This is a genomic window from Pseudarthrobacter sp. NIBRBAC000502771, assembly GCF_006517215.1.
Classification (GTDB): Bacteria; Actinomycetota; Actinomycetes; order Actinomycetales; family Micrococcaceae; genus Arthrobacter; species Arthrobacter niigatensis.
The window spans coordinates 1,941,891-1,968,305 of record NZ_CP041187.1 but is presented as its reverse complement, the minus strand read 5'-3'; the positions used below and the strand labels follow the sequence as shown (position 1 = coordinate 1,968,305).

Annotated in this window: 26 protein-coding genes; 15 read left to right on the top strand and 11 right to left on the bottom strand. The window is 67.7% G+C overall.

Translation table 11 applies throughout. The annotated features are described in order from the left end of the window. Nucleotides 1-4: 4 nt before the first annotated feature. Nucleotides 5-685, bottom strand: coding sequence for a PAS and ANTAR domain-containing protein (locus NIBR502771_RS09170; protein ID WP_141159489.1), 681 nt, complete (start codon nucleotides 683-685; stop codon nucleotides 5-7). Nucleotides 686-951: 266 nt separating this feature from the next. Between NIBR502771_RS09170 and NIBR502771_RS20710 the strand changes: the two genes are divergently transcribed. The 9 genes from NIBR502771_RS20710 (at nucleotide 952) to NIBR502771_RS09130 (ending at nucleotide 10,324) form a co-directional block, all read left to right on the top strand. After that, nucleotides 952-1,122 carry a hypothetical protein gene (locus NIBR502771_RS20710; RefSeq protein ID WP_168225730.1) on the top strand — a complete coding sequence of 57 codons (171 nt, stop codon included), beginning with the start codon at nucleotides 952-954 and terminating at the stop codon, nucleotides 1,120-1,122. Nucleotides 1,123-1,202: 80 nt separating this feature from the next. Beyond that, a complete protein-coding gene (locus NIBR502771_RS09165) occupies nucleotides 1,203-3,347 on the top strand; it encodes a heavy metal translocating P-type ATPase (protein WP_141159488.1) in 2,145 nt (714 codons plus the stop codon). Nucleotides 3,348-3,379: 32 nt separating this feature from the next. Then, on the top strand, nucleotides 3,380-3,859 hold the full coding sequence (locus NIBR502771_RS09160) for a hypothetical protein (protein WP_141159487.1): 480 nt from the start codon (nucleotides 3,380-3,382) through the stop codon (nucleotides 3,857-3,859). A 54-nt stretch (nucleotides 3,860-3,913) separates the two neighbouring features. Next, the gene (locus NIBR502771_RS09155; protein WP_141159486.1) at nucleotides 3,914-4,546 is read left to right on the top strand and encodes a DUF305 domain-containing protein; all 633 of its coding nucleotides are present in this window, start codon (nucleotides 3,914-3,916) and stop codon (nucleotides 4,544-4,546) included. 135 nt (nucleotides 4,547-4,681) lie between these two features. After that, a complete protein-coding gene (locus NIBR502771_RS09150) occupies nucleotides 4,682-5,368 on the top strand; it encodes a low molecular weight phosphatase family protein (protein WP_141159485.1) in 687 nt (228 codons plus the stop codon). A gap of 217 nt (nucleotides 5,369-5,585) precedes the next feature. Further along, on the top strand, nucleotides 5,586-6,629 hold the full coding sequence (locus NIBR502771_RS09145; protein ID WP_246839848.1) for an LCP family protein: 1,044 nt from the start codon (nucleotides 5,586-5,588) through the stop codon (nucleotides 6,627-6,629). A 190-nt stretch (nucleotides 6,630-6,819) separates the two neighbouring features. Next, entirely contained in the window at nucleotides 6,820-8,511 is a 1,692-nt protein-coding gene (locus NIBR502771_RS09140) for an alkaline phosphatase (protein ID WP_141159483.1), read from the top strand. Nucleotides 8,512-8,595: 84 nt separating this feature from the next. After that, nucleotides 8,596-9,402 carry a histidine phosphatase family protein gene (locus tag NIBR502771_RS09135; protein ID WP_141159482.1) on the top strand — a complete coding sequence of 269 codons (807 nt, stop codon included), beginning with the start codon at nucleotides 8,596-8,598 and terminating at the stop codon, nucleotides 9,400-9,402. Then, nucleotides 9,386-10,324, top strand: coding sequence for an NAD(P)H-hydrate dehydratase (locus NIBR502771_RS09130; RefSeq protein ID WP_246839847.1), 939 nt, complete (start codon nucleotides 9,386-9,388; stop codon nucleotides 10,322-10,324). The genes NIBR502771_RS09135 and NIBR502771_RS09130 overlap by 17 nt, the downstream gene beginning before the upstream one ends. Before the next feature lie 195 nt (nucleotides 10,325-10,519). Here the strand turns inward: NIBR502771_RS09130 and NIBR502771_RS09125 are convergent, their stop codons facing one another. Continuing rightward, nucleotides 10,520-10,942 carry an Hsp20/alpha crystallin family protein gene (locus tag NIBR502771_RS09125; protein ID WP_141159480.1) on the bottom strand — a complete coding sequence of 141 codons (423 nt, stop codon included), beginning with the start codon at nucleotides 10,940-10,942 and terminating at the stop codon, nucleotides 10,520-10,522. A 702-nt stretch (nucleotides 10,943-11,644) separates the two neighbouring features. Between NIBR502771_RS09125 and NIBR502771_RS09115 the strand changes: the two genes are divergently transcribed. Next, nucleotides 11,645-13,867 carry a S9 family peptidase gene (locus NIBR502771_RS09115; RefSeq protein ID WP_141159478.1) on the top strand — a complete coding sequence of 741 codons (2,223 nt, stop codon included), beginning with the start codon at nucleotides 11,645-11,647 and terminating at the stop codon, nucleotides 13,865-13,867. 65 nt (nucleotides 13,868-13,932) lie between these two features. Here the strand turns inward: NIBR502771_RS09115 and NIBR502771_RS09110 are convergent, their stop codons facing one another. After that, nucleotides 13,933-14,214, bottom strand: coding sequence for an SRPBCC family protein (locus tag NIBR502771_RS09110; protein WP_141159477.1), 282 nt, complete (start codon nucleotides 14,212-14,214; stop codon nucleotides 13,933-13,935). Nucleotides 14,215-14,405: 191 nt separating this feature from the next. Here NIBR502771_RS09110 and NIBR502771_RS09105 point away from each other — a divergent pair, with 191 nt between their 5' ends. Beyond that, the gene (locus NIBR502771_RS09105; RefSeq protein ID WP_043452340.1) at nucleotides 14,406-14,612 is read left to right on the top strand and encodes a DUF2945 domain-containing protein; all 207 of its coding nucleotides are present in this window, start codon (nucleotides 14,406-14,408) and stop codon (nucleotides 14,610-14,612) included. Nucleotides 14,613-14,616: 4 nt separating this feature from the next. Beyond that, on the top strand, nucleotides 14,617-15,813 hold the full coding sequence (locus NIBR502771_RS09100) for an NAD(P)/FAD-dependent oxidoreductase (RefSeq protein WP_141159476.1): 1,197 nt from the start codon (nucleotides 14,617-14,619) through the stop codon (nucleotides 15,811-15,813). Between the two features lie 3 nt (nucleotides 15,814-15,816). Here NIBR502771_RS09100 and NIBR502771_RS09095 read toward each other — a convergent pair whose 3' ends face one another. Further along, nucleotides 15,817-16,377, bottom strand: a complete 561-nt coding sequence (locus NIBR502771_RS09095; RefSeq protein ID WP_141159475.1) for a GNAT family N-acetyltransferase — start codon at nucleotides 16,375-16,377, stop codon at nucleotides 15,817-15,819. A 162-nt stretch (nucleotides 16,378-16,539) separates the two neighbouring features. Between NIBR502771_RS09095 and NIBR502771_RS09090 the strand changes: the two genes are divergently transcribed. Further along, nucleotides 16,540-17,652, top strand: coding sequence for a TRAP transporter substrate-binding protein (locus NIBR502771_RS09090; RefSeq protein WP_168225729.1), 1,113 nt, complete (start codon nucleotides 16,540-16,542; stop codon nucleotides 17,650-17,652). Nucleotides 17,653-17,665: 13 nt separating this feature from the next. Here the strand turns inward: NIBR502771_RS09090 and NIBR502771_RS09085 are convergent, their stop codons facing one another. After that, complete coding sequence (locus tag NIBR502771_RS09085; RefSeq protein WP_141159474.1) at nucleotides 17,666-18,829, bottom strand: acetate kinase; 1,164 nt, start codon at nucleotides 18,827-18,829, stop codon at nucleotides 17,666-17,668. 54 nt (nucleotides 18,830-18,883) lie between these two features. Further along, nucleotides 18,884-19,240: a VOC family protein gene (locus tag NIBR502771_RS09080; protein WP_141159473.1), complete on the bottom strand. Its 357-nt coding sequence runs from the start codon at nucleotides 19,238-19,240 to the stop codon at nucleotides 18,884-18,886. Nucleotides 19,241-19,344: 104 nt separating this feature from the next. Between NIBR502771_RS09080 and NIBR502771_RS09075 the strand changes: the two genes are divergently transcribed. Then, nucleotides 19,345-19,632 carry a hypothetical protein gene (locus tag NIBR502771_RS09075; RefSeq protein WP_141159472.1) on the top strand — a complete coding sequence of 96 codons (288 nt, stop codon included), beginning with the start codon at nucleotides 19,345-19,347 and terminating at the stop codon, nucleotides 19,630-19,632. Here the strand turns inward: NIBR502771_RS09075 and NIBR502771_RS20840 are convergent. The 5 genes from NIBR502771_RS20840 to pta form a co-directional block, all read right to left on the bottom strand. Continuing rightward, nucleotides 19,629-19,814 (bottom strand): hypothetical protein, encoded by a 186-nt coding sequence (locus tag NIBR502771_RS20840; protein WP_210411369.1) that lies wholly within the window; start codon nucleotides 19,812-19,814, stop codon nucleotides 19,629-19,631. The two genes, NIBR502771_RS09075 and NIBR502771_RS20840, sit on opposite strands and share 4 nt — an antisense overlap. A gap of 95 nt (nucleotides 19,815-19,909) precedes the next feature. Then, nucleotides 19,910-20,590 carry a hypothetical protein gene (locus NIBR502771_RS09065; protein ID WP_141159471.1) on the bottom strand — a complete coding sequence of 227 codons (681 nt, stop codon included), beginning with the start codon at nucleotides 20,588-20,590 and terminating at the stop codon, nucleotides 19,910-19,912. A 127-nt stretch (nucleotides 20,591-20,717) separates the two neighbouring features. Continuing rightward, on the bottom strand, nucleotides 20,718-21,299 hold the full coding sequence (locus NIBR502771_RS21115; protein ID WP_168225728.1) for a response regulator transcription factor: 582 nt from the start codon (nucleotides 21,297-21,299) through the stop codon (nucleotides 20,718-20,720). After that, nucleotides 21,259-23,454 carry a helix-turn-helix transcriptional regulator gene (locus tag NIBR502771_RS21110; RefSeq protein WP_168225727.1) on the bottom strand — a complete coding sequence of 732 codons (2,196 nt, stop codon included), beginning with the start codon at nucleotides 23,452-23,454 and terminating at the stop codon, nucleotides 21,259-21,261. Before NIBR502771_RS21110 ends, NIBR502771_RS21115 begins: the two co-directional genes overlap by 41 nt. Before the next feature lie 30 nt (nucleotides 23,455-23,484). Then, a complete protein-coding gene (gene pta / locus NIBR502771_RS09055; protein WP_141159469.1) occupies nucleotides 23,485-25,596 on the bottom strand; it encodes a phosphate acetyltransferase in 2,112 nt (703 codons plus the stop codon). Between the two features lie 342 nt (nucleotides 25,597-25,938). On the opposite strand from pta, the gene NIBR502771_RS09050 reads away from it, so the two are divergent. Further along, a complete protein-coding gene (locus NIBR502771_RS09050; RefSeq protein ID WP_141159468.1) occupies nucleotides 25,939-26,415 on the top strand; it encodes a hotdog fold thioesterase in 477 nt (158 codons plus the stop codon).

Genomic DNA, 26,415 nt, shown 5'->3' with positions numbered 1-26,415 from the left:
GGCTTCAGCCCGCGCGGCGGCCCCCGGCGGAGTCCGGACGGCCATGCAGGTCGATGGCCCGCACGGCCCGGTCCAGATAGGTCCGTGCTTCCGGTGAATTGGCCAGCTGCACCAGCTCCGCAGCCACCGCCACGAGTTTGACGTTCCGGTGGCTGCTGGTGGTCACCAGCAGTTGGAAGGCGTCATCAGAGCCAATCTTGAGCTGGCCCATGAGGATCCCCCGCGCCCGGTCAATTACGGTGCGGGTTGCCGTAGCGCCGGCCACGGCCTCGCGGGCGGTTTGTTCGGTTTCACGCTGCAGCGTCCGGCTCAGATCCACCATCACGCCCTCGAGTGCCGTGACTGCACCGTCCGGGCCGAGGATAGCCTCGCCTGCTGTCAGCACCCGCCGGGTCCTGCCCTGGGCATCGACCAGCCGGTGGTACAGGCAGAAGAAGCCGCCGGTGTTGCAGACCTGCGCCACGATCTCCTCGCACCGGTCGCGGTCATCGGGATGCTTGTGGGCGAAGACCAGCTCCATGGTGGGGACAACTTCGCCGCGGCGGTATCCGTGCAGCCGGTAGGTACCGTCGGACCAGTGGAAGGTTGGACCTGCCGGCTCGATGTCCACCCTGAAGGTTCCAGCATCGCTTTCGCTGTCCCCGAGGGCACTCGAGTATGTGTACAGGCCGCTGAGCTCCGTCACAGGTCCACCTCCCGGCGTGCGCCGGCCCCCAGCGGGCCGGTTCTGTCCTCGCTCTTTCCAGTATGGCCGCCCCGGCGGAGGGAAGGTAGTGCGGGAGGCCCTATGGACGTCCTCCGGAAAATGCCCTAGCACACTTGACCACCATACCCCCAGGGGGTATGGTGTCGGTGTTGTCAGTGAAGTGGTATGTCCCGGCTGGTGCCCACCGGCCTTCACAGCCGTTCAACCCCAGCACCCCTTGATTCCCTCAACGGATTGGAACTGACATGAACACCGGGAACCGCCCCCAACTCCCCCTCGCTTCCGCCGCCTGCAGCTGCTGCGGCCCTGCCCAGGCCGCCCGGCCGGGCGCCGCCCTCCCTGAACCTTCCGCGCACGCCTCTCCCGCCGCCGTCGTACGGTCCGACGCCGATGCGGCACCGCAGCGCGACTTCTGAGCCGCGCAGCATCACAGGCACGCCCAAGATTTCGCAGCCCCGGACCAGGTCCGGGCGGCGACTGCCTCCCAGGAGGAAGAATGCAGGACAATCACCACATGCACCATCAAGGCAGTTCCCCGGAGCACCACCAGCCACCCAGCGGGACGCTTACCCAGGCACCGGCACACGGCGCAGGGCACGCACACCATAATGGCCAAGCTGCCCACGGCGACGACGACCACACCGTCCACACCCACGGCCAGCACGCCGGGCACAGCACCGCCATGTTCAAGAACAGGTTCTGGCTGACCCTGGCCCTCGCCGTCCCCGTGGTCTTTTTCAGCCCCATGATGGGCCATCTCCTGGGCTACATGCCGCCGGAATTCCCAGGCGCCGCCTGGATCCCGCCGGTGCTGGGGACGGTAATCTTCCTCTATGGTGGCCAGCCGTTCCTCAAGGGCGGCCTGCAGGAGCTCAAAGACCGTTCGCCGGGGATGATGCTGCTGATTGGCATGGCCATTTCCGTAGCCTTCGCCGCGTCCTGGGTCACCAGCCTGGGGATCGGCGGGTTCGAGCTCGACTTCTGGTGGGAGCTGGCGTTACTGGTGGCCATCATGCTGCTGGGCCACTGGATCGAGATGCGCGCCCTCGGGTCCGCGCAGGGCGCGCTGGATGCCTTGGCGGCCCTGCTGCCGGACGAGGCCGAACGCATTACGGACGCCGGCACCGAGACTGTCCCGGTGTCTGAGCTAAGCCCCGGGGACTTGGTCCTGGTCCGGCCCGGCGCCCGCATGCCGGCTGACGGCAGCGTGGTGGACGGGCAGGCCGAGTTCGACGAGTCCATGATCACCGGGGAGTCCAGGACCGTGGCCCGCGGCGCCGGGGACGCGGTGGTAGCCGGAACCGTGGCCACCGACAGCAGCGTCCGGGTCCGGGTAACGGCCGTTGGGGACCAGACCGCACTGGCCGGGATCCAGCGGCTGGTGGAGGAAGCGCAGGCCTCATCATCCCGCGCGCAGGCGCTGGCGGACCGCGCCGCGGCGTTCCTCTTCTACTTCGCCGCCGGCGCCGGCCTCCTGACCTTCATCGCGTGGACATTGCTCGGCAGCGTCCCGGACGCTGTCACGCGAACCGTCACCGTATTGGTCATCGCCTGCCCGCACGCCCTGGGGCTGGCCATCCCGCTGGTGATTGCCATCTCCACCGAACAGGCCGCCCGCGCCGGTGTACTGATCAAGAACCGGATGGCACTGGAGCGTATGCGCACCATCGACGTTGTCCTGTTCGACAAAACCGGCACCCTGACCACCGGCGAACCGGAACTGAAGGACGTTGCCGTTGCGGACGGCGCGGATCCCGACGCAGTGCTGGCACTGGCCGCCGCGGTGGAGTCAGACAGCGAACATCCGGTGGCGCGCGCCATCGTGCGGGCCGCCAGGGAACGGAATCTAACGCTCCCGGCTGCCACCGGCTTCACCGCACTGACGGGCCGCGGCGTAAGGGCCGGCGTGGACGGACGTACGGTGCACGTGGGCGGGCCGGCGCTGCTGCGCGAACTCGGCGTCGTCGAGCCTGACTCTTTGGCGGCCAGTACGCGCACGTGGATGGACCGGGGCGCCGCCGTGCTGCACGTGGTCGACGACGGCAGGGTCCTGGGTGCCGTCAGCATGGAGGATGCCGTGCGGCCGGAGTCGCGGCAGGCCGTGCAGGCCCTGCAGCGGCGCGGCGTCAAGGTGGCCATGGTTACCGGCGACGCCCACCAGGTGGCGCAGGCGGTGGCGGCCGACCTGGGCATCGACGAGGTCTTCGCCGAGGTCCTGCCGGCAGACAAGGACAAGAAAGTCGCCGAGCTGCAGGGCCGCGGGATGAAGGTGGCCATGGTAGGCGACGGCGTCAACGACTCCCCTGCCCTGGCACGGGCCGAGGTGGGCATCGCCATCGGCGCGGGAACCGACGTCGCCGTGGAGTCCGCCGGCGTGGTGCTGGCCGGGAACGATCCCCGGGCAGTCCTGTCCATGGTGGACCTGTCCCGCGCCAGCTACCGGAAAATGTGGCAGAACCTGGTGTGGGCCACCGGCTACAACATCCTGTCCGTGCCGCTGGCCGCCGGCGTCCTGGCCTTCGCCGGGGTGGTCCTCTCCCCCGCGGCGGGTGCCGTGCTGATGTCCGCGTCCACCGTGGTGGTGGCACTGAACGCCCAGCTCCTCCGGCGCCTGAAACTGAACCCGTCAGAGGTACGTTGATCACTGCACACCGAACGGAAGGAGGGACCGCCATGACCACCCGCGCCGTGCCGGCCCTCCTTCGCAGGGCATGGCTGTTCGCCGCTGCCCTGGCCGTCATCGCGGGACTGCTGGGCATGCATGTGCTGACCTCCGGGCACGCTTCGCCCGGGGCCATGTCCCAGGGCGGTGCTTCGCACAGCACTGCTTCGCCCAGCACTCCTTCGCATGGCAAATTGCCCAACGCAGCTGCTTCGCCCAGCGCTGCTCCGCAGCCTGCCCACGCGCCGGCCGCAGCTGCCGTGGACACACCGGACCTGGCATGGGCCGCCTATGGCGGCTCCTGCCCGGGGGTAAAGGAATCGGGGGCGCCCTGCGTCCCCTCCGCTCCCAGCGGTCCCCTTACCATTTCCCCGCCGCAGGCAACCCTGGCCGTCCTGCCGCTGCAGCCGGCCTATGGCAATCCCGGGCCCACCTACGGCTACCTGCCGCCGGGCCCCACGCCCTGCGAGCTGTCCATCAGCCGGACGTAAACCGGACTGCGCCACCCATCACGGCCCAGTTCCATTACTCGCTGAAGGACAACCATGAACCCCACTTTCAAGACCCTTTCCATCGCTGCCGCCCTGGCTGCCTCCCTCGGCCTCGCCGGGTGTGCCGCCAACGCCGGTGCGGGTAGCAGCATGCCCATGGACCACGGCAGCTCCGGCGCCATGTCCAGCACCATGCCGGGCGCCGGCAGCACGCCCAACGCCGGCGCCGACCACAACCAGGCGGACATCATGTTTGCCCAGATGATGATTCCTCACCACTCCCAGGCCGTGGAAATGAGCGACATCATCCTGGCCAAGGCAGGCATGCCGGCCGACGTCATCGCGCTTGCCACCAAGATCAAGGCGGCCCAGGCACCGGAGATCAAGCAGATGACCGGGTGGCTCACCGGCTGGAATTTGCCAACCATGATGAGTGACCATTCCGGGCACGGCATGGCAGGCATGGTGGACGACGACGGGATCAACAAGCTCAAGTCCGCTTCGGGTACCGAGGCTGCCCGGCTGTTCCTCCAGCAGATGATCGGCCATCACGAGGGCGCCATCGACATGTCCCAGCAGGAAATCAGCGCCGGCAAATTCCCGGACGCGGTCAAGCTGGGCCATGACATCGTGGCTGCCCAGCAGGCGGAAATCACCCAGATGAAGCAGCTGCTGGCCGCGCTGTAGCAGGCGGACCCGCGAATGCGCGCGGCGCGGCGGCGGCACCCCGGTTCGGGAGGCCGCCGCCGGGCAGCCGCGTGTTAAGTTGAAAGGCACGGGCCTGAGCGGGTCCGGCACCAGCTGGGAAAAGAGAACATCTCCTTGGACACTTCCACACCAGTACGGATCCTGACCGTCTGCACCGGGAACATCTGCCGGTCGCCGGTGGCCGAACGGCTGCTGCAGGCAGGATTGGACCAGGCCGTGCCGGGCGGCTTCCAGGTGTCCAGCGCCGGCACCCGGGCCCTGGTGGGCGAGCCGATGCAGCCTCTCTCCGCAGAGATCGTACGGACCTTCGGCGGGGACCCGGAAGGGTTCGCGGCGCGGCAGCTGACGCCGAAGATCCTGCGCGGCGTGGACCTGGTGCTCACCATGACTTCCGGCCACCGCGGAGAGGTCCTCCAGCTTGACGCTTCCCTGCTCAAGCGGACGTTCACCATCCGCGAGTTCGCGCGAATGCTCGATGTCCTCGATCAACGGGAGGACCGCCAGCGGAGGGCCGGCGCGGACAGCCAGCCCGCCGCCGTCGTACCTTCGCAGGACGCCGGTTCCGACGTCGAAGGCGGCCTCGCTGCCAACGCCGCCTTGTGGCGGGGGCTCCCGGCGCGAGCCGCCGGAGTACGGCACCTCTCGCTGCCGGCCGATTCCGCGGACAACGACATCGTGGACCCCTACCGCCGCGCTCCGGAGGTTTACCGGGAGATGGAGGACCAGCTGGCCCCTGCGATCGTCTCCATCCTGCGCCACGCACGGCTCAACTCTCCGGTCCATGGGGGCGCTGCCCGGTAGCTGAAGTGCGTTGCCGCAGTTCCGGGGAGCGGCAGGCCTGCCAGGTGACAGTTTGGATACTCCTGTAGCCAATAGGGCCCTTCGGGACGGACACTGATCCCACCAGTCACAATGAGGTGGAGGCGTCATGAGCGTTCCAGGCGGTCCTGATCCATCCGGCGCCGGAAATCCAGGCTCCCGGCAACCGGGCCCAAGCAGTTCCCCCCGGCCTGCCTGGATGCTTGCCCTGGGGCGGCGCCGCTGGATCGCCGCGCTGGTGGCGTTGGTGCTGGTGGTGGCCGCCGGCGTCGCGGTCTTCAGCCTGAACCGGGCAGGCCAGGAAGCGCAGCCGGCAGCCACCCAGACCCAGCCGCCCAGCCCGACGCCCACGCCCACGCCCTCTGAAACTCCTCCACCGGCCCCTGCCCCGCCGCCGCCACCTGCGCCCATTCCGGACCTGCCTGCGGTCCCAATGAACATCCTCGTCATCGGCAGCGATACCCGCGACACCCCCGCCCGCGACGCCGCGGCCCACACCGCCGCCACCGGCGAACCCCAGGACCAGCGGGCCGACACCCTTATGGTGGTCCACGTCCCTGCCGACCGGCGGAACCTCTACCTCATCTCGATCAACCGGGACAATTGGGTGGCCATCCCCGGATTCGGCAGCGCCAAGATCAACGCCGGGCTGCAGTATGGCGGCATCGACATGCAGACCGCCGCCGTGCAGCAACTGCTGGGCATCACCATCGACCACACCCTGATGCTTGACTTTGGCGGTTTCAAGCTCCTGGTGGACGGCCTGGGCGGCATCGACGTCAACGTGCCCATGGCCTTCCAGTCCAGCATCGAAACCCAGCACGTCTTCAGCGCGGGCGTGAACCACCTCGATGGCCAGGCCGCCCTGGAATTCTCCCGCGAGCGCTATGCCTTCTCCGACGGGGACTTCCAGCGGGTCCGCGACCAGCAGATCATGCTCCGGGCAATCCTGGCCCGGCTCACAGGGGGAGGTGCCCTGAACGACGTGACAGCGGTGCGGTCGCTGGTCGATTTCGCCTCCTGCTGCCTCACGGTGGACAGGGCCTTTGACCCCGTCCAGGCTGCGACCCTGGCGTACAGCCTGCGCAACCTGGACGTGAACGCCATCGGAACCATGACCCTTCCCACGTTGGGCTCCGGCTTTGTGGCCGGGCAGTCCGTGCTGTTTCCCGATTACGCCGGCATTGCGGCGGTGGGTGCGGCCTTGCGGGAAGGCCGGATCGGCGACTTCGCGAAGCCATAGTCCGGGCGGCGCGCTGCGGCATGGCCACGCAGCGACGCGCATACACGTTGCCGCGGCTGATATTCCTTTCCGCGGCCCACATCCCGGGGTCTCCAGGGAACCTGCGCGTCGCGGGTGAATTTGCGCGTCGTACACCCCGGGTTCACCCCATCGCCAGAATCCGTGTGCCCGCCCGGGAAACCCTGAGGACATGACTGAGACTTCCCAGGCCGGGGTTTCCCGCCGCACCATCGTCAAGAGTTCCGTCCTCGCCGCCGCACTGGCCTCCATCCCCGCCGCGAACGCAACGGCCGCCACCCAGTCTCCCGGCGGCGTAGCACTGGTCCGCAACAGGCTCACCCTGCCCAGCGGCATCGCCACCGGCGACGTCACCTCGGATTCCGCCGTCCTCTGGTCGCGTGCCTCGGGCGCCGGGCGCATGACGGCCGTGCTGCGCGCCGTGGACGACGCCGGCCAGGTGCTTAGCGGGCGGGGCGCTTTCGAGCGGGTCCTCCGCGGACCCCGCGCCACCCAGGCGTCCGACTTTACTGCCAAGATCCACGCGGGGAACCTGCCCTCCAACACCCGGTTCTCGCTGGAGATCAGTTTCGAGGACGACGGCGGCGCGGCGGGCGAGACGGTCCGCGGCGGGTTCCGCACGGCCCCGGACACGGGGACGGTCAACGGCAAGGGCCGCACCGGTGGGACGGGCAACGGAGGCGACGTCCCGGCGTCGTCCGCGCAAAGCTTTGTGTGGACGGGCGACACGGCCGGCCAGGGGTGGGGCATCAACGAGGAGATCGGCGGGATGCGCGGCTACCGGGCCATGCACCAGACCCGGCCGGACTTCTTTATCCACTCAGGCGACACCATCTACGCCGATGGCCCCATTGCGGAGACCGTCACTGAAAAGGACGGGCAGGTGTGGAAGAACCTGGTCACCGACGAGGTGTCCAAGGTGGCCGAGACCCTCACCGAATTCCGCGGCCGGCACCGTTACAACTCCATGGACGCCAACATGCGGGCCCTGTTCGCGGACGTCCCGGTGATCGCCCAGTGGGACGACCACGAGACGCACAACAACTGGTACCCCGGCCAGATCCTGGACGACTCCCGCTACACCGTGCGGGACGTCAACACCCTCGCCGCCCGCGGCCGGCAGGCCTGGCAGGAGAACATGCCCATCGCGGACAGTTCGGCCATTTGGCGCCCGGGAACATTCGACGACGCCGGCACTTACCAACCGGCGCGAATCTACCGGAAGATTTCCCGTGGCCCGCAGCTGGAGATCTTCTGCCTGGACATGCGCACCTACAAGTCCCCCAACACGGACGGCAAGGAACCCTACGCCACCGCCATTTTGGGCCAGGAGCAGGTGGACTGGCTGGTCAGCGAGGTCAGCAAGTCCAAGGCCACCTGGAAGGTGATCGCCAACGACCTGCCGCTGGGGGTGGTGGTGCCGGACGGCCCGGTGAATGAGGAGAGCGTGTCCAATCGCGACGCCGGCGCCCCCTTGGGCCGTGAGCTGGAAATCGCCGGGGTGCTCAGCGCGTTCAAACGCAACGGCGTCAAGAACACCGTCTGGCTCACCGCCGACGTCCACTACTGCGCCGCCCACCACTACTCCCCCGAGCGGGCGGCCTTCACCGACTTCGATCCGTTCTGGGAGTTCGTGGCCGGGCCCATCGCTGCGGGATCCTTCGGTCCGAACGCGATGGACGGCACCTTTGGTCCCGAAGTGGTGTTCTCCAAGACGGGACGCTTCGCCGGTGAGTCCCCGCGCGACGGCGAAAACCAGTTCTTCGGGCACGTCCAGCTGGGCGAGGACAACAGCTTCACCGTCAGCCTCCGCAACGCCAACGGCGCCACCGTATTCTCGAAAGTCCTGACCCCCGAGCGGTAGGCCGTCCGTTATTTTCCGCCGCCACGTGGGTACGCCGTGGGTAATGTTCCTGCATTTGGCACGGCGAGCGGACGGGGTGGTGTTGTGAAGGATGAGCGGGCGGCGGGTGCTGCGGCGGACGACGACGGCCTGACCCAGGCGGTCCAGGAGGCCGGGGCTGTGGAGCTGCTGTTGATCCGGCATGGGGAGAGCGAAGGCAACGTTGCGGCCACCGAGGCGCGGGAAGCCGGAGTGGAAGTCATCGAGGTTCCCGCCCGCGATGCGGACGTGAACCTGTCCGGGACGGGACGGGACCAGGCCAAAGCCCTGGGTACCGCCCTGGGCCGGACCGCTGCGGAGTTTCGGCCGGACGCCGTGGTGTCCTCCCCCTACGCTCGGGCCCGGCAGACGGCCGAGATCGCGGTGGAAACCGCCGGCTGGCCGGTGCAGGTGCGCACGGACGAGCGGCTGCGGGACCGTGAGCTGGGCATCCTGGACCGGCTCACCCGGCTGGGTGTGGAGAGCCGCTACCCGGAGGAATCCGAGCGGCGTGACTGGCTCGGCAAGCTGTACTACCGGCCGCCCGGAGGGGAATCCTGGGCCGACGTGGCGCTGCGGCTCCGGTCCGTCCTGGCGGAGTTGAACAACCTGGGCACCGGACACCGGGTGATGCTGGTGTGCCACGACGCCGTCATCATGCTGTTCCGGTACGTGCTGGAGGGGCTCAGTGAAGAAGAGTTGCTGGACCTGGCCGCCAGGGAGGCCATCCTCAACGCGTCCGTGACCCGGTTCGTCCGCCCGTCCGGCGCCGGCCCGTGGACACTGGAGAGCTTCAATGTCGCGGACCACTTGGCCGAGCAGGGCATCGCGGTCACCGAGCACGCAGGGGACACCAGTGTCCGGCCTCAGTGACTCCTCTCCCGTCCCCGTTACACCCTCGCTCCTGCGGGACTGGCGGTTGCCGGCACCGGGAGCTGACAAGTATTCCCGCGGCTCGGTGCTGGTGGTGGGCGGCGCCCGCTCCACCCCTGGCGCGGCACTGCTGGCGGGCGTTTCAGCGCTGCGTGCGGGAGCGGGGAAACTTACGCTGGCAGTGGCGGGGTCGGTGGCCGTGCAACTTGGGGTGGCGGTACCGGAATGTGGGGCCATTGCCATGCCGGAAACGTCCGGCGGCTCGGTCAAGGCCGAACTCGACGGCATCTCCTCCTACCTTGACCGGGCAGACACCGTGCTGGTCGGGCCCGGCCTGGACGACCCTGACCTGGCCGCCGAACTGCTGCAGGCCCTGCTGAGCCGCGAGGCAGGCCGTGGCGGGGACGGCACGTCCGGCGCTTCCGACGGCAGCCAAGGAGGCCCCGCCGTCGTCCTCGATGCCTACGCACTGGCCGCCTTGGTGCACCTGGAGGACCAGCTGGACCCTTGGCGCGGCCGGTTGATTCTCACACCCAATCCCACGGAAGCGGCCATCCTGCTGGGACGGGACGTGGCGGACCTCGAACGGGACGTCGCCGGCATCTCTGAACGGTTTGGTGCCGTGGTCAGCTGCCAGGGCCTGGTCAGCAAGCCAACGGGGCCCGATGCGGACGGCCCCGGCCTGTGGAAGATCACCACCGGGTACGGCGGTTTGGGAACGTCCGGCAGCGGCGACGTGCTGGCGGGGGCGATTGCCGGGCTCCGGGCGCGGGGCACGACCTGCGCACAGGCAGCCTGCTGGGGTACGCACCTGCACGCAGCCGCGGCGGACCGGCTGGCCAGCAGGATGGGTCCCCTGGGATTCCTGGCCCGCGAGCTGGCGGATGAACTGCCCGCGCTGATGCTGGAACTCAGCGTCTGAACGCCTAGCCGCAGCACGCCCGCAGCGGGAGTCCTGGGACATGGATGGCCCCCGGCCGAAACCGGGGGCCACCGTGGCGGGAGGGTAAGGCTTACGCTGCCGATGCGCTGTCTGGCGCTGTGGCGTGCACAGAATGGCGATTCGCCCCAAAAAGGCAGTCAACAGATGTGCCCGCCTCCCGGTCCTGTGGTGAAACTAAGCGGCGATTTCCTGCTTTGCCCCCTTCGTTTCGATCTCGATCTTGCGCGGCTTGGCCTTTTCGGCAACCGGGATCCGCAGCGTCAGGACGCCGGCGTCATAGCTGGCCTTGATGTGGTCAGTGTCCAGCGTGTCGCCGAGGATCAGTTGGCGGCTGAAGACGCCGCGCGGCCGTTCAGAGGCGACCAATTCGGTGTCCTTGCCCACGGGGTCCGGGCGTTCGGCCCGCACCGTCAGGACATTCCGTTCAACATCCAGGTCCACCGAGTCCACCGAGACACCGGGCAAATCAAAGGCCACGACGAATTCCTGGTCCTCTCGCCATGCATCCATCGGCATCGCCGCCGGGCGTGCAGCCGTGCCGAGGACCTGCTGGGCCAGCCTGTCCAGCTCGCGGAACGGATCGGTTCGCATCAACATGGCTTCCCTCCTCGTAAGAGATGGTCCAACATCATTCCCGTATCAGCCGATCTATGGTGGCTGATATAGATTTTTTAGCACTGGAGAACCAGGTCCGCAAGGGTTTCCAGCAGCGGATTCCGGAGAATTTTCCGGCCACCGCGGGCATGGAAAAGGGCCCTCCCAGCCGTGCACGGGCAGGCAGCGGAAGGGCCCTTTGAGGTTGGCGGTCAGTCCCGGGTGGGGTCCGGGCGGAGCGGCGCCGGGCCGGGATCCGGGACGGGAAGCGGTCCCGGAGGCGCCGGTGCGGGGAACGGATTCGGGGATGGCGGGCCGGGAGGGTGCGGCTGGGTAGGGTCCGGGGAGGTGGGCTCCGGGCCCGGTTCCGGCGGGAACGGCTCAGGTTCGTGCACTGGCGGGATGGTCATGAACTTCCCTTCTCACGCTGGGCGGATGTGCCTTGGACTGCCCAGCCTACGCTTGCGGTCCGCCTGCAACCACCCTCTCCTCCCCGGTTGCTCCATCAGCTTTGGTCCCTAAACGCCGGTTTTAGGAGCCATAGGTGATGGAGCATCACGACGGCGGGGGGTGCCAACGTGCGGATCCGTCAGTCCCGGACCGGGAGGATGAGACCCAGGGTCTTTCGCCCTCTTCCAGCCAAGGGCGTCTCCCCCGACAGCGAACGGCCCCCTGGCCCGCGGGGGTGGTGGATATATTGAATCCATGACCTCCACTTCCCTGCAGGATTCCGCCGGCACTGCGGTCCCGGCTCCCCCGGCCGCCAAAAAGATCCCCACCGAGCGCACCCACCACGGGGAGACCTTCGTGGACAACTACGAGTGGCTGCGGGACAAGGAATCGGCGGAGGTGGTGGAGCACCTGCGGGCCGAAAACGCCTACCAGGAAGCCGTCACGGCGCACCAGGAACCGCTCCGGGAGGCCATTTTCCAGGAGATCAAAGGCCGCACCCAGGAAACCGACCTGTCCGTCCCGCACCGCAAGGACGGCTGGTGGTACTTCAGCCGCTCGGCGGAGGGCAAGGAGTACGGCATCCACTGCCGGGTTAAGGCACAGGACTCCGGGGACAAGGTGGCCGACTGGACGCCTCCGGCTGTAGAGGCCGGGGTGGAGATCCCGGGTGAGGAGATCCTGCTGGACGGCAATGTGGAGGCCGAAGGCAAGCCGTTCTTCTCCGTGGGCGGTACAGCGGTCACCGTGGATGGCAACCTGTACGCCTACGCGGTGGACAATGCCGGCGACGAACGCTTCACGCTGCGGATCAAGGACCTGCGCACAGGCGAACTGCTGCCGGATGTCATTGAAAACATTTTCTACGGGGTGGCATTCTCCCCGGACGGCACCCGTCTCTTCTACACCGTGGTAGACGAGTCCTGGCGCCCCTACCAGGTGAAGGCGCACGTCCTTGGCACCCCTGTGTCGGAGGACCTGGTGGTGTACCAGGAGGACGACGCGGCCATGTGGCTGGGCTTCGAACTCTCCGCGGACCGGCGCCACCTGGTACTGGGGATCGGATGCTCGGAGTACAGCGAAACCAGGCTGCTGCGCTTCGACGATCCCGCCGGCGCCATCACCACGGTCATTTCCCGCAACGAGCGCGTCCTGTATGAGGCCGAACCCTTCCTGCTCGACGGGCAGGAACGCATCTTGCTCACGCACAACCGCGGTGCCATCAACTCCATGGTCTCCCTGGCGGACCCGGCCGAGCTGGAAAAGCCGCTGGCCGAACAGACCTGGCAGACCGTCGTCGGGCATTCCGACGACGTGCGCGTCAACGGCGCCGGCGTCACCGCCACGCACCTGGTGGTGTCCATCCGCAAGGACACCATCGAGCGGGTGCAGGTGATGGGACTGGCCGGCCTGGGCACGCCCGCCCAGCAGGAGCCCGTGGAACCGGCTTTCGATGAGGAGCTTTACACCGCCGGCGTGGGCGGCTCGGACTACGAATCCCCCGTCATCCGGCTGGGCTACACGTCCTACTTCACGCCGTCGCGCATCTACGATTTCGTCCTGCCCACCTCGGAGCAGCCGGCCGGCGAGCTGCTGCTGCGCAAGGAAAGCCCGGTCCTGGGCGGCTACGACGGCAGCGACTACGTGGCCACCAGGGAATGGGCCACCGCCGGCGACGGCACCCGCATCCCGCTGTCCGTCCTGCGGCACAAGGGCGTGAAGCGGGATTCGACGGCGGCCGGCCTGGTCTACGGGTACGGCTCCTATGAAATGAGCATGGACCCGGGCTTCGGCATCGCACGGTTGTCGCTGCTGGACCGCGGCATCGTGTTCGTGATCGCCCACATCCGCGGCGGCGGCGAGCTGGGCCGGCACTGGTACGAGGACGGCAAGAAGCTCACCAAGAAGAACACCTTCACCGACTTCGTGGACGCCACTGACTGGCTGGCAGGCTCCGGATGGGTGGACCCGGCCCGGATCGCAGCGCTTGGAGGCTCCGCGGGCGGGCTGCTGATGGGCGCCATTGCCAACATGGCACCCGAAAAGTACGCCGCCATTGTGGCGCAGGTGCCGTTCGTGGACCCGCTCACCAGCATCCTGGACCCGGACCTGCCGCTCTCCGCGCTGGAGTGGGAAGAGTGGGGCAACCCGATCACCGATCCCCAGGCCTACGCCTACATGAAGTCCTACTCCCCCTACGAGAACGTGCGGGAGGTGTCCTACCCCAGGATCGCCGCCGTGACGTCCTTCAACGACACCCGGGTCCTCTATGTTGAACCGGCCAAGTGGGTGCAGGAACTGCGGAACAAGACGACGGGGACCGCGCCCATCGTCATGAAGATCGAGATGGACGGTGGACACGGGGGCGCCTCCGGCCGGTACGTGCAGTGGCGGGAACGGGCCTGGGACTACGCATTCATCGCCGACGCCCTGGGCGCCACCGAGCTCCTCCCCGGCGCCGGCCTGAAACAGGACTGAAGGTACGACGGCGGGCGGGTCCCGCCGTCGTACGCTTCCTTTGCCGCGCCGCAGCAGGCAGCGCTTCAGGGCTGCAGGTGCTCCGCCAGCCACTCAGCGAGTGTTTCAAGGTAGGCGCGGACGGTGCGCCCCTGGGCGCGCTCTACCAGGGGATCGGCGATCTTGCCAAAGATGCCGCCCAGGCCGGAATCGGCATCGATCCGCTGGGTGACCCGGGTCCCGCCACCGGCCGGTTCAAGGGTGAACGTCACCGTGAAGTTCAGCTTCCCTTCAACGGAGCGGGACACCATCCGCCTTGGCGGGTCGAACTCCACCACCTCGACAGTCCAGTCGAAGCGCCAGCCCATCACTCAACGGATTCTTCTACTACTGGCATCGGATTCTCCTGGAACAGCACCTGCTGCCGACGCGGCTCGGCCGGCAGGTAGGCACAGCGCCAGCTTGGACCGCTGCCGCGCCACTGTCAATGCGCCAATAAGCTCACCATGCTTACCATTGGGGGGCACTTGTTTTCCGGCACGGATACAGAGGAGCAGGCATGTCATTGAGCAAGGGAACGCACGTGGAGTGGAACACTTCACAGGGCAAGACGCACGGCAGGATCGTCGAGAAGAAAACCAGCGACTTCGAGCTCGACGGCAACACCCACCGCGCCAGCGAGGATGAGCCGCAGTATGTGGTGGAATCGGACAAGACCGGCGCCCGGGCGGCGCACAAGGCATCCGCACTGACCGAGAAGAAGTAGTCCCGTGGCTGCCCAGCACGAGGTTGTGGTCATTGGCGGCGGCAACGCCGGCATCTCCCTGGCCGCCCGGCTGCGGCGCTACGGCGTCAAGGACGTCGCAGTGATCGAACCCCGGGACCACCACCTCTACCAGCCGCTTTTCTCGCACATCGCGGGCGGCCGGGCGCAGGCCGGAGAGGCCATCCGGCCACAGCAATCCGTCATCCCCAACGGCGTCACCTGGATCCGGGATGCCGCCGCCGGCGTGGATGCGGCGGGCAATACCGTCACGCTGGAATCGGGGGCCCGGGTGGCTTACGGGCAGCTGGTGGTATGCCCGGGGCTGCAGTACGACTGGGGCGCTGTGCCAGGGCTCGCCGAGGCCGTCCATTCGCCGAACGGCGCCTCCCACTATGAGTTTGAACTGGCTTCCAAAGCCTGGACGCTGCTGAGCGCCATGACCTCCGGGACCGCCGTGTTCACCATGCCGGCAGGCCCCATCAAGTGCGGCGGCGCCGCCCAGAAACCCATGTACCTGGCCTGCGACTACTGGCGGGAACAGGGGGTCCTGGACAACATCCGGGTGGTGATGGTTCAGCCCTACCCCACCGTGTTCGGGGTTCCGGAGGTGGACCGGGAACTGGACCGCAAGATCGCTGAGTACGGGATCGAACTACGGACCAACAGCGAACTGGTGGCGGTCAGCCCTTCCGGGCGCAGGGCCACCATCCGGGACCACGCCGCCCACACCACGGAGGACCTGGCGTACGACTTCATCAATGCCGTCCCGCCGCAGTCGGCCCCGAACTGGCTCAAGGCCACGGACCTGCCGGCTCCCGGTGACGCGGGCGGCTTCGTGGAAGTGGACCGGCAGACGCTGCGGCATCTCCGCTACCCCAACGTGTGGTCCCTGGGCGACGCCGCGGGCACCACCAACTCGAAGTCCGGCGGTGCGCTGCGCAAGCAGACCAAGGTGGTGGCCAAAAACTTGGTGGCCGCCAGGAAAGGAAAGCCTCTGCGCGCAAAGTATGATGGCTATTCGGTCTGTCCGTTCACCGTGTCACGGGACACTGTTGTGTTCGCCGAGTTCGATGACACGTACCGGCCCAAACCCACCATCCCCCGGATACCTACCTGGAACGAGAGCAGGCTGTCCTGGGTGGTGGACCGGGATCTCTTTCCCAAAATTTACTGGAACCTGATCCTCAAAGGCCGGGCGTAGCGGCTAACGGGCGGCGCCGATGCGCCATTCAGCGGCCAGGATGGCGTAAACCAGCTCGGTAGCCCACTGTCCCTTGTACCGCCATTTGTCGATATGCCGTGCCTCCAGCCGCATGCCCAGCCGGCTGCAGAGTGCGGCCGAGGCATGGTTGAGTTCATCCAGCCGTGCCTCGATCCGGTGCAGGCCAAGTTCTTCGAAGCCAAGGCTGAGCACGGCGTCGGCGGCCTCCGTGCCGTAGCCCTTGCCGCGGGCCGCCGGCGCCAAGGTCCATCCAACTTCGGCCTGGCCCTCGCCGGGGAGCCATTTCAGGACCACTTCACCCAGCAGGCCCGGTCTTTCGGCGGCTTCGATAGCCAGGGCCACCCAGTCGCCCTCCTTCTCGAAGACAAAGTTGGCGTACCTGCCCACCCGCTCCATGGACTGCGTATAGGTCTTGGCCGGCCCGGGCAGGAAGCGCGCGGTATCCGGCAGCGAGTGGTAGGCGTGGAAGGCGTCCAGGTCACCGCCGTTGAACCGGCGCAGGACCAGCCGTTCGGTGGTGATGGGCAGGCGGATCTCAGGCATGGATCGAGGTTACGCCACCGCCCCGCAAAGAACGACGACGGCCCCCACCCCGCGTGGCTGGAGGGCTCTTGCCCTGGCGAACCTCCGGGAGTACCGTTCGCGTACGGCTCGCTGGCGCCCGTGTTGTCGCATCTACCGTTCCCTTGGAAAGTAGGGGCAAGAGTGAAGTCCGCACAGCCCTGGGCAGCCCTCGTCGCCGTCGGCATTCTGCTGGGCGCCACTTCCTGCACGTACGAGGACTCCACGGAGGACCCCACCCGGGCAGCAACCACAACAGCTCCCAGCCCCAAAGTGCTGCGCATCGGCACCCAGGACGATGCAATCGGGCCCACCCGCGGCCAGATCGAAGAATTTGCCCGGCAGGTGCAGGCCCGTTCCCACCGGACCTTGGTGGTTGACCCGGTGTACCGGGCGGGAGGGGACTCGGACAAAGGCTGGGACCAGGTGGTTGCCCGACGGGTGATGGGCGGAGACCTGGAGATGGCCGTAGTGCCGGCCCGGACGTGGGACACGGAAGGCGTCCTGGACTTCCGGGCACTCTCCGCGCCCTTCCTGGTGACATCAAGCGCAATGATCAAGGAAGTAGTGAAACCGGAGCATGCCCGCGGGATGCTGGCCAGCCTCGAGAGTGCCGGGGTCACAGGCCTGGCGCTCTTTCCGGACGGCCCAAGGATGCTGTTCTCCTTCACCACACCCATCCTCACCCTCGCGGATGTCAAGGGCATGGTGGTCAGGGCGCCCCTGTCCGACACCACCTTCGCCATCCTCGCGGCCCTGGGTGCCATACCCGTGGACCTGGACGACCAGGAGTTCGGTGACGGCGTGGAGAGGGGAACGGTGGGGGGCGCCGAATCGTCCATGGCCTACGCCCAGGATTTGCCGACGGCACGGAACGCAATGGGCCGTGCCATCGCCACCGGAAACCTTGTGGTTCATTCGAAGATCAGCACCTTGGTGATCAATAACAAGGCCAGGGCCGCCCTCACCGGGGACGAACAGCGGATTCTCCAGGAGGCTGCCGATGCAACCAGGGAATGGGCCTCCGCCCTTCTCGCACCGCTTTCAGCGGAAGCCCGGAAGTACTGCGAGGGTGGCGGCAAGGTGGTCATGGCAACAGAGCAGGAGCTCGCAGCTTTCCGTGCGGCCTCAGCACCGGTCTACGGGGTCCTGGAACAGGACGCGGATACCCGGGAACTCATTGGACGGCTGCAGGATTTGGCCGCAAGGACTCCGGCAGACCCCGCGGTCAAACCCTGCGACTACGACACCTACTGAGGATCAGGCGGGGTCAGGAGGCAGCTGACCCGACGACGGCGGCGGTCGCCTCCGCGATGGCGCGCTCCTCGTCGGTGGGAACCACCAGGACGGGGATCGCCGAGCCCGGCGTGGATATGACGCGCGGTTCCTTAGACCGCTCAGCGTTCAGGCCGCCGTCGAGCTCGATGCCCAGGGCGCCGAGCCGGTCCGCCACATGCGCCCGGAACTGCCGGGAGTTCTCACCGATTCCGGCGGTGAACACCAGCGCCTTGGCCCCGCCGACGGCCACGTGGTAGCCGCCGATGTACTTGGCCAGCCGGTAGGACGCCACCGCGAGCGCCATGCTGGCCTTCTCGTCGCCGGACTCGGCGGCCTCCACCACGGAGCGCATGTCGTTGTTGCCGGCCAGGCCTTTCAGCCCGGATTCACGGTTCAGCATGGTGTCGATGTCCTCCGGCGTCCACCCGGCACGGCCCAGGAACACCAGGATGGACGGGTCCAGGTCGCCGGAGCGGGTGCCCATCACCAGGCCTTCGAGCGGAGTGAAACCCATGGAGGTGTCCACGGAGAGGCCGCCCCGGATGGCGGTGGCGGACGCGCCGTTGCCCAGGTGGGCGATGACGCCGTCGAACTCCTCGATGGGGACGTCCAGCAGCGCCGCGGCCCGGCGCGCAACATACTCGTGCGAGGTGCCGTGGAAGCCGTACCGGCGGATGCCGTGGTTGGTGTACAGCTCATCCGGGACGGCGTAGCGCCAGGCATGCTCGGGCAGGGTGCGGTGGAAGGCGGTGTCGAAGACGGCCACCTGCGGCATCTTGGGCCATTTCCTGGTGATGGCACGGATGCCCAGGACATTGGCGGGGTTGTGCAGCGGCGCCAGCGGGTTGAGGCGTTCGATCGCACGGGTGATTTCGTTGTCCACCAGCACGGGCTCGGCGAACCGCTCGCCGCCGTGGACCACCCGGTGCCCCACGGCGCCCAGTTCCCGGTCCCCCAGCTCCCGGTGGATCGCCGCGTCAACCTGTTCCAGGGCCTCGGCGTGGTCCCGCGGGCCTTCGACCTCACCGTCCCCGCCGCCGCCGTTGCCCATGCCGATCTTCTCGATCAGTCCCTCGGTGAGCACCGTCCCGGCCGCCACGTCACGGACCTGGTACTTCAACGACGACGAACCGGAGTTGATCACGAGCACGAGCATGCGGGGCCTCCTCAGCCTGGCGTCTGCAGTTCAACCCCACTATATGTGGCCGCGCTAACGGTCGGTCAGCAGCAGCGTGTTCCCGTCCGGGTCCTGGGCCGTGAAGAAGAGGCAGACGTCCGGGGAGCCCGTAATGGACCCCACCGGGACGCCTTGGCCCGCCAGCTCTGCGCGCTTGGCGTCCAGGTCATCGACTTTGAAGTTGCACGTCGCCCACGAAAGCCCCGGGTCAGCCTGGATGCCGCTGTCCGGGCCCATCAGCGTCACCGATGCGGTTCCGGTGCCAGTAAGGAGTGCCGAGAAATTGTTCGTGTCCGCGACGGCGAGTCCCAGCATGCGGCTGTACCAGTGGGCCGCCGCGTGAGGGTCGCGGACGGGGATGAAGGCGGTGGTGATGGCTGTACCGGGCATGCCAGTGATGGTAACGGATGGAGTGCACTCCTTCCTTGCGCATGCACCCCGGCTGTGCCTATGGTCGGCGGACAAGGCTGGCCCACGTCGAGAGGACTTTCCGAATGACGAACGAACCCACTTCGGGCGAAGAGAACGATCCCACCAACACCGGATCCAGCAGCACGGCGCCGCTTCAATCCGGCTCCGGGTCCGGCTCCAAGGACCCTACCGTCGTTGAGGGCGCCAACCCGGCGCTGGACGATACCGGAAACCTTAAGGCTGCGGAAACCGGTGAAGCGCCGGAAGCACCGGAGAACCCCGAAGACCTGGACCTCACGCCGCAGGGTCTCTCCGACGAACCCGCAAAGCAGGAGGACCCTGAGAGCCCCGCCAAGCCGGACAACAGCTAGGCGTTCGACGGCGGTACCGGGCTTTGTCGGAAAAGCCCGGTACCGCCGTCATGCGTTCCCTCCGCCTCCACCGAGATGAGCACGAGGCCAAGGTCACGGACCTTGGCAAGCAGCCCGTGAAGGGCCGCTTGGTCCGGGACCGTCCCGCTTAGGGAGGTGGTTCCCCCGTCGTCGTGCGTCACCGCCAGTCCTCCGAACCACACAGACCAGTTCCGGTCAAGGTGCCCTCCGACACGGATGCGGTACCGGCCGGGCATATCTTGTCGAGGGTCCGCGGTCACGGCATACCGACCTGGCCCAGTACCGCGGTTGGGGCCGGGGACTCGCCAGCGGGCTTCAGTCCGCGCCAGAGGGAGTAACCGAGGCCGATCATGGCCACACCGGTGGGAATGGCGAAGAGCCGCTCGTTGACCTGCGGCAGGAACGGTATGGCCAGGGTTGCCACCGAGGCTGCGGCCAGGAGTGCGGCGGCCCAGCGGGCCAGGACCCGGGCACGGAACAGTGCGATGCCGAACAAGAGGCCGCCACCCAGGAACGTGGCCGCACCGGCCAGGTTCAGCACCGTCATCAGGCCCACATCGCCGTGCACCGGCTCACCCAGGATCAGGGCAAAGACGTCATTCACGTAGCCGGGATTGGTCCGGGCCACCGTTGGAAGGACCACAAGTCCGATCAGTTCCATGCCGGTCATGATGAGGTAGCCCGCCGCAAATACAAGGTATCCCACCAGCCCCAGGACGCTTGCCCGTGAAGCCTGACGAAGGTAGATGCCCGTGATGCCGATCAGGGACAGCCAGGCCATGAGGATCTTGAGGGATTGGCGTACGGCGTACTCTGTGGTGACAGCGAACTCGGCGTCCAAGTGTGGGTGGTTGATCTGGACACCGATGAACAGTGCACCCGCGGCGGCGGCGCTGACGCCGGCCCAACGGGTGAGGCGGGTGGTGGTGATGGACATGTTGGGCTCCTGGGCCTTGGGGTTTCCGGGTTCCGGCTGCGGAGCGCTGCCGGATAAGTCCAAGATAGGAATCCGTTGGGTGAGCGGGCATCACCCGATGATGTGATCCGTGAGGGTGATCCGGGAGTCAGGCCAGGCCATGACGTCGCGCAAGGGCGACCGCCGACCGCCGGCTGGTCACGCCAAGCTTGGTGAAGATGTGCTTGGTGTGGGTACGGAGGGTGTTCTGCGAAATGAAGAGGACCCGGGCAATTTCCGGGCCGCTGAGCTCAGTGCCCAGGAGCCGGAGGACCTGAAGTTCGCGCTCACTCAGCGGATCAATGACGGCCGGCGGCTCCTCCCCCAAGCGTGCCGGCTCCTCCCCGGATGGGGCAGCCAAGCCGAGCAGGTGCCGGGCGGTTGCAACGGCGCCGTGGTGCGTCCCGTCACCCGACCGTACGGTCTCGCGCAGAAGTGCCTGCAGTGGTTCCCCTTCGTCGAGGAACAACCGCACGTAGGCCTCCGGCTCCGGTGACGCCGTGAGGGCCTCCCTTAGCGCCTCCTGCGCCTGCGCCCGCCGGCCCAACAAAGCAAGGGCCAAGGCCTGGAGCATCCTGATTTCCATCAGGCTGCCCGCCCGGCCTGATGCCGCGGCATTGGTGGCCAGCCGGTCCAGGAGGTCAGGTGCATCAAGAGCGGCAGCAGGATCGGCCGGCTGCTCGGCGATCATCAGGCGGACAAGGGTCAGTTGGTTTGTACTCCCCAAGGTAACCGAGGTCGTCATGCGCTGTGATCCCGAGCGCACGGGCCCAGGCACCGGCGGCGGCGAGGTTGCCTTGGCGTATCCAGAGGCGTGCCCTGACTGCGGGAACAGGGCGGACCTCCGGAAAGAAACCCGGCCGGTACAGCTGCTCTGCCCGGTCCAGGCAGCTGACAGCCCGTCCAGCGTCGCCCGCATCCTGCGCCAACAATCCAGCGGTCAGGAACCAGCGGTAGCGGCTTTCCGTCATCGGCCCGCGTTCGACGAACTCTGCGGCGGCATCAAGGTGGCTTTTTGCCGCGCCAGGTTCTCCGGCCTGCCGGCACATTTCGCTGAGAGCCACGTGCAGTTCGGCGCTGGCGCGCACCAGCGATTCCCCATGATCTGCGGCAGCCTGCAGCGCAACATTGCAGATCCGGCGCGCCTCACCGGGCCGGCCCGCCGTGAGCAGAATGTCCGCCAGTATCACGGTGCTGCCAAACCCGTCGAGAAGGTTGCCCCCGGCATGAAGGCTGGCTATAGCCTCCGTGAAGATCTGCCGCGCTTCATCAACCGTCCCGGCAGCCCAGGCAGCGAGTCCCAGGAAACCCGCCGCCGCACCGCGCGACAGGTGGTCCTCCGGGCGCCCGCGTTCAAGGGCCTCCCGCGCGTACGCCGCAGCTCCGGCCGTGTCTCCCCGGGCCAAGGCAAGTGCTGCGCGGTAGGTGGCGATTGTCGCCGGTAACGCCTGAAGCTCCAGGTTCTCCGGGTCCGGCGGCATGTCCGGATTCTCTGGACGGACGGCAGCCGCGGCCGCGAGCATTTCCTCGGCGTCGGCAAGACGCTGCTCCACGCCGCGCAGGTCGCCCTCCGCCATCAGCATCGCCCCATAAAAGACGATAAGCACCGGGCTTCGGCGGATGGAGCCGTCAGGGAGTTTCCGGAGCCACGCGAACAGCACCGTATCCTGGCGGTTGCGCCGGAGCAGCGGCACGGCTTGTTCCACGAGCAGGGCCGCGAACTCGTTGTCCTGGCCTGCGAGGGCGTGCCGGATGGCGTCGGCGGTGCCACCGTGGGACGCATGCCAGCGGCTGGCCCGCCGGTGGAGTACCGGAACGCGCCCGGGATCGTCCCTGAGCAGCCGGTTTCGAAGGACGTCGGCGAAAAGGTGGTGGTAGCGGTACCAATCCCGCCTGTCATCGAGGGGAATGACGAAGAGGTTTGCCCGCTCCAGGTCTGCCAGCATGCGGCCGCCGTCCTGCGTTCCAGCCACGGCATCGCACAGGGGACCCGTCAGACGGTCCAGGACTGCGGTGCGCTCCAGGAAGCTCCGGACGTTGTCCGTCTGGTGCCGCAGGACTTCGTCCACAAGGTAATCCACGACGTACCGGTCATCCCCTGCAAACCCCTCAATGAAACCAGCGGGGTCCGGCCGGTCCCGGATGGACAGTGCGGCAAGTTGCAGGGCGGCAATCCAGCCCTCCGTCCGCTGCTCCAGCGTTGACACCTGGGCGTCGGCCAGTCCGAGCCCGGCCGCGCCGTTGAGGTAAGCCGCAGCCTCGTCCCGGGTGAACCGCAGGTCTGCTGCCCGGATCTCCAGGAGCTCTCCCCGTGACCGCCAGCGTGAAAGGGGCAGGCCAGGGTCCGAGCGCGTGGACATCACCACGTGCACGTTGGGCGGACGGTGTTTGAGGAAGTAGGCAATACCGTCAGCGATGGCAGGGCTGTCCACTGCGTGGTAGTCATCCAGGACCAACCAGGTGTCATGGGCGGCTGCGGCGAGGTCATTGAGCAGCACGGTCAGGACAAGTTCGGTTGCCAATGGTGGGGACGCGACCAGCTCCTGCGCTGCGGCGCCGATACCGGGGAGTGCTTTCCGGAAGGCAGCTATGACATAAGCCCAGAATGTGGCCGGGTCGCTGTCCGCCGGTTCCAGCGAAAGCCAGGCGACGCTCCGCTGTTGCTCCGTGGTGTCTGCGAGCCAGTCAGCGAGGAGCGCGGTCTTCCCGAAGCCTGCCGGGGCGGAGACGAGCGTCAGTGCGGCGCCTTCGGTGTGGACCAGTTTTTCGAAAAGGCGTGGCCGGGCAACCAGGCCCCGCGGAGGGACCGGAACGTAAAGCTTCGTGGCCATCAGCGGCTGGTCCATGTGATCACCCTAGGCGACGCCCGCACCTGCCTAAGTGCCGGCGTCGTCCTTTTGCAGCGGGGTCATGGAGGCTGGTGCCTGCGCCTGGATGGCCGTGATGGCCACCGTGTTCACGATGTCCTCCACCGTGCAGCCCCGGGAGAGGTCGTTGACCGGTTTCCGCAGCCCCTGCAGGACCGGGCCCACCGCCACGGCCCCGGAGCTCTGCTGGACCGCCTTGTAGGTGTTGTTGCCGGTATTCAGGTCCGGGAAGATGAACACCGTCGCCTGGCCGGCCACGGAGGAGCCGGGCATCTTTGACGCGGCGATCGAGGCGTCCACGGCGGCGTCGTACTGGATGGGGCCTTCCACTGCCAGGTCCGGGCGGCGCTGGCGCACCAGTTCGGTGGCCTGCCGCACCTCGTCCACGGCTTCACCCGCGCCCGAGCCCCCGGTCGAGTACGAGAGCATGGCCACCCGCGGCTCCACCCCGAACTGGGCCGCGGTCTCGGCCGACGCCAGGGCGATGTCCGCCAGCTGCTCCACGTTGGGGTCCGGATTGACTGCGCAGTCGCCGTAGACCAGCACGCGGTCCGGCATCAGCATCAGGAAAACCGAGGACACAATCTTCACCCCCGGACGCGTCTTCACGAACTCCAGGGCCGGCCGGATGGTGTGCGCCGTGGTGTGGGCCGCACCGGACACCATCCCGTCCACCACGCCCAGCTGGACCATCATGGTGCCGAAGTAGCTGACGTCCTGCATGATCTCCAGCGCCTTGGGCAGGTCCACGCCCTTGTGCGCCCGCAGTTCCGCGTACTTCTCGGCGAACTTCGGCCGAAGGTCTGAAGTGGCGGGGTCGATGACCGTGATGCCGGACAGGTCGATGCCGTTGGCGGCTGCCAGCTCCCGGACGTCGGACTCCGGGCCCAGGAGCGTCAGGTCGCAGACGTCCCGGCGGTGCAGGATCTCGGCGGCCCGCAGGATCCTCACGTCGGTCCCCTCGGGCAGTACCACGTGGCGGCGCTGCGCCCGGGCCCGTTCGATAAGGTCGTGCAGGAACCGCAGCGGGGTCATCCGTTCCGCCCTGGGAAGGTGCAGCCGCTCCACCAGCTCGGCTTCGTCCACGCGGCGGGACCAGAGGCCCAGCGCGGAGGCCACCTTGCGCCGGTGCCCGGACCAGATTTCGCTGCGCACCTCCGACACCCGTCGGGCGGTCTGGTACGTGTCCTCGTCCGCGGCAAAAACAGGGAACGGTGCCTGCGCCAGGAGCGGGTAGATGTTGGCGTCCGGCGCCAGGCCGCCGGTGAGGATGAGCGCCGAGGCCACGGGAAATTCGGGCGAGAAGGACGAGGCCAGGCAGGCCACCATCACGTCCGCCCGGTCCCCCGGCACGATCACCAGGGCGCCCTCGTCCAGTACGTTCAGGAAGTTGCCCACGTTCATCGCGGCAACCTTGATGTCCCTGACGTCGCGTTCCATGTCCGGCGTTCCAGCAATTTGGCGGACGCCCAGCGCCGCGGCCACCTCACCGGTGGTGGGGCGGGCGATTTCCTCAAGCTCCGGCAGGATGTAAACGGGGCGGCCGGAAGCTCCGGGCTTCAGGGCTGCCGCGATGGCGTCCAGGTCTCCGGCGGCGGCCCGGTTGACCATGATGGCAAGCAGTGCGCACCGTTCGGCGGCGAGTTCCTTGCGGGCAACTTCGACGGCGGCAGCGGTCTCGGCGACGGTCCGCCCCTTGGCGCCCACCACCGCCACCACGGGCGTGGCGAGGTTGTTGGCCAGCCGCGCGTTGAGGTCGAATTCGACGGCGGAGTCCTGCCCTACCAGGTCCGTCCCCTCCACGATCACCACATCGCAGTGCCGGGCGATGTCCGCGAAAATCTCCACGCACCGGGCATCGATTTCCGCCCGGTTTCCTTCTGCGAGCAGGGTGCGGACCTCTTCGTGGGTCAGGCCGCCGCGGCAACGCTCGTCCTCCAGGGCAAACCGGGCCTTCATCAGCGCCACCATGGGGTCATCGGCAGCCAAGGGCCCGTGGACTACCGGCTTGAAGAAGCCGATCCTGTCCGCATGCCGGTGCAGGGTGTCGGCCAGGCCCAGGGCCACGAGGGACTTGCCCGACCCGGGGGTGGTTGCGCTGACATAGATGCCTGTGGCCATGGTCCGCCCTTTGCTCTTGGTGCCGGTCCCTCCAATCCTTGCACTTCCAGCCCGCGAGATGGCACTTGATGGTGGTCTCCACGCCCGGAAACTGCCGTGAGGTGCCATCTCGCGGAAGTCTGCAGCGGAAGGTGCGTGCCGCCGTCGTGCTTTCCGGCCCAGTTGCTTTCCTAGGCACCGTGCGGCGCGCCGCGGACGACGGCGTGTCCCCGGTTTGGTGCGGAAAACGGGCCGGGCAACAGGGCGGGAAGGCCCGCCCGCGGGGCGCCTCCCCTTGACACCTGACCCCCTCATGGGATTACCTAATGAACATTCGGTAAATAAAGCTGGAGGCAATGACGCATGGCTGAAACTACACTTTCCGGGGCTACCCACCCCATCCTGGAAAACGACTACGCCTCCGAGTGGATGGGAATCGAGGTCCTCGCCCTCAGCGACGGCCACGCCACCATCCGGATGACGCTCCGGCAGGAAATGCTCAACGGCTTCGGCATGGCCCACGGCGGAATGATCTTCGCCTTCGGCGACACTGCCTTCGCCCTGGCGTGCAACCCCATCCACCCTGCCCCCGGCGAGGAAAACACCATCACCGTTGCCTCCGGCGTCGACATTAATTTCCTCAAGCCCGCTTTCCGCGGCCAGGTGCTCACCGCCGTCGCGGACCGCCGCTCCAGCGCCGGCCGCAGCGGACTTTACGACATCCAAATCTTCGCCGCCGACGCCGGTGCGCCGGCTCCCGAAGGCCAGCCCAGTTCCAGCAGCCCGGGCGAGCTCATCGCCGAGTTCCGCGGACGCAGCCGCACCATCCCTAAGAAGTAG

Excerpts from the sequence above, each read along its gene's own strand:
- NIBR502771_RS20710 (WP_168225730.1), top strand. The coding sequence starts at position 952 with ATGAACACCGGGAACCGCCCCCAACTCCCCCTCGCTTCCGCCGCCTGC.
- NIBR502771_RS09165 (WP_141159488.1), top strand. The coding sequence starts at position 1,203 with ATGCAGGACAATCACCACATGCACCATCAAGGCAGTTCCCCGGAGCAC.
- NIBR502771_RS09160 (WP_141159487.1), top strand. The coding sequence starts at position 3,380 with ATGACCACCCGCGCCGTGCCGGCCCTCCTTCGCAGGGCATGGCTGTTC.
- NIBR502771_RS09155 (WP_141159486.1), top strand. The coding sequence starts at position 3,914 with ATGAACCCCACTTTCAAGACCCTTTCCATCGCTGCCGCCCTGGCTGCC.
- NIBR502771_RS09145 (WP_246839848.1), top strand. The coding sequence starts at position 5,586 with ATGCTTGCCCTGGGGCGGCGCCGCTGGATCGCCGCGCTGGTGGCGTTG.
- NIBR502771_RS09140 (WP_141159483.1), top strand. The coding sequence starts at position 6,820 with ATGACTGAGACTTCCCAGGCCGGGGTTTCCCGCCGCACCATCGTCAAG.
- NIBR502771_RS09125 (WP_141159480.1), bottom strand. The coding sequence starts at position 10,942 with ATGTTGATGCGAACCGATCCGTTCCGCGAGCTGGACAGGCTGGCCCAG.
- NIBR502771_RS09115 (WP_141159478.1), top strand. The coding sequence starts at position 11,645 with ATGACCTCCACTTCCCTGCAGGATTCCGCCGGCACTGCGGTCCCGGCT.
- NIBR502771_RS09110 (WP_141159477.1), bottom strand. The coding sequence starts at position 14,214 with ATGGGCTGGCGCTTCGACTGGACTGTCGAGGTGGTGGAGTTCGACCCG.
- NIBR502771_RS09105 (WP_043452340.1), top strand. The coding sequence starts at position 14,406 with ATGTCATTGAGCAAGGGAACGCACGTGGAGTGGAACACTTCACAGGGC.
- NIBR502771_RS09095 (WP_141159475.1), bottom strand. The coding sequence starts at position 16,377 with ATGCCTGAGATCCGCCTGCCCATCACCACCGAACGGCTGGTCCTGCGC.
- NIBR502771_RS09085 (WP_141159474.1), bottom strand. The coding sequence starts at position 18,829 with ATGCTCGTGCTCGTGATCAACTCCGGTTCGTCGTCGTTGAAGTACCAG.
- NIBR502771_RS09080 (WP_141159473.1), bottom strand. The coding sequence starts at position 19,240 with ATGCCCGGTACAGCCATCACCACCGCCTTCATCCCCGTCCGCGACCCT.
- NIBR502771_RS09075 (WP_141159472.1), top strand. The coding sequence starts at position 19,345 with ATGACGAACGAACCCACTTCGGGCGAAGAGAACGATCCCACCAACACC.
- NIBR502771_RS09065 (WP_141159471.1), bottom strand. The coding sequence starts at position 20,590 with ATGTCCATCACCACCACCCGCCTCACCCGTTGGGCCGGCGTCAGCGCC.
- NIBR502771_RS21115 (WP_168225728.1), bottom strand. The coding sequence starts at position 21,299 with ATGATCGCCGAGCAGCCGGCCGATCCTGCTGCCGCTCTTGATGCACCT.
- NIBR502771_RS21110 (WP_168225727.1), bottom strand. The coding sequence starts at position 23,454 with ATGGACCAGCCGCTGATGGCCACGAAGCTTTACGTTCCGGTCCCTCCG.
- pta (WP_141159469.1), bottom strand. The coding sequence starts at position 25,596 with ATGGCCACAGGCATCTATGTCAGCGCAACCACCCCCGGGTCGGGCAAG.
- NIBR502771_RS09050 (WP_141159468.1), top strand. The coding sequence starts at position 25,939 with ATGGCTGAAACTACACTTTCCGGGGCTACCCACCCCATCCTGGAAAAC.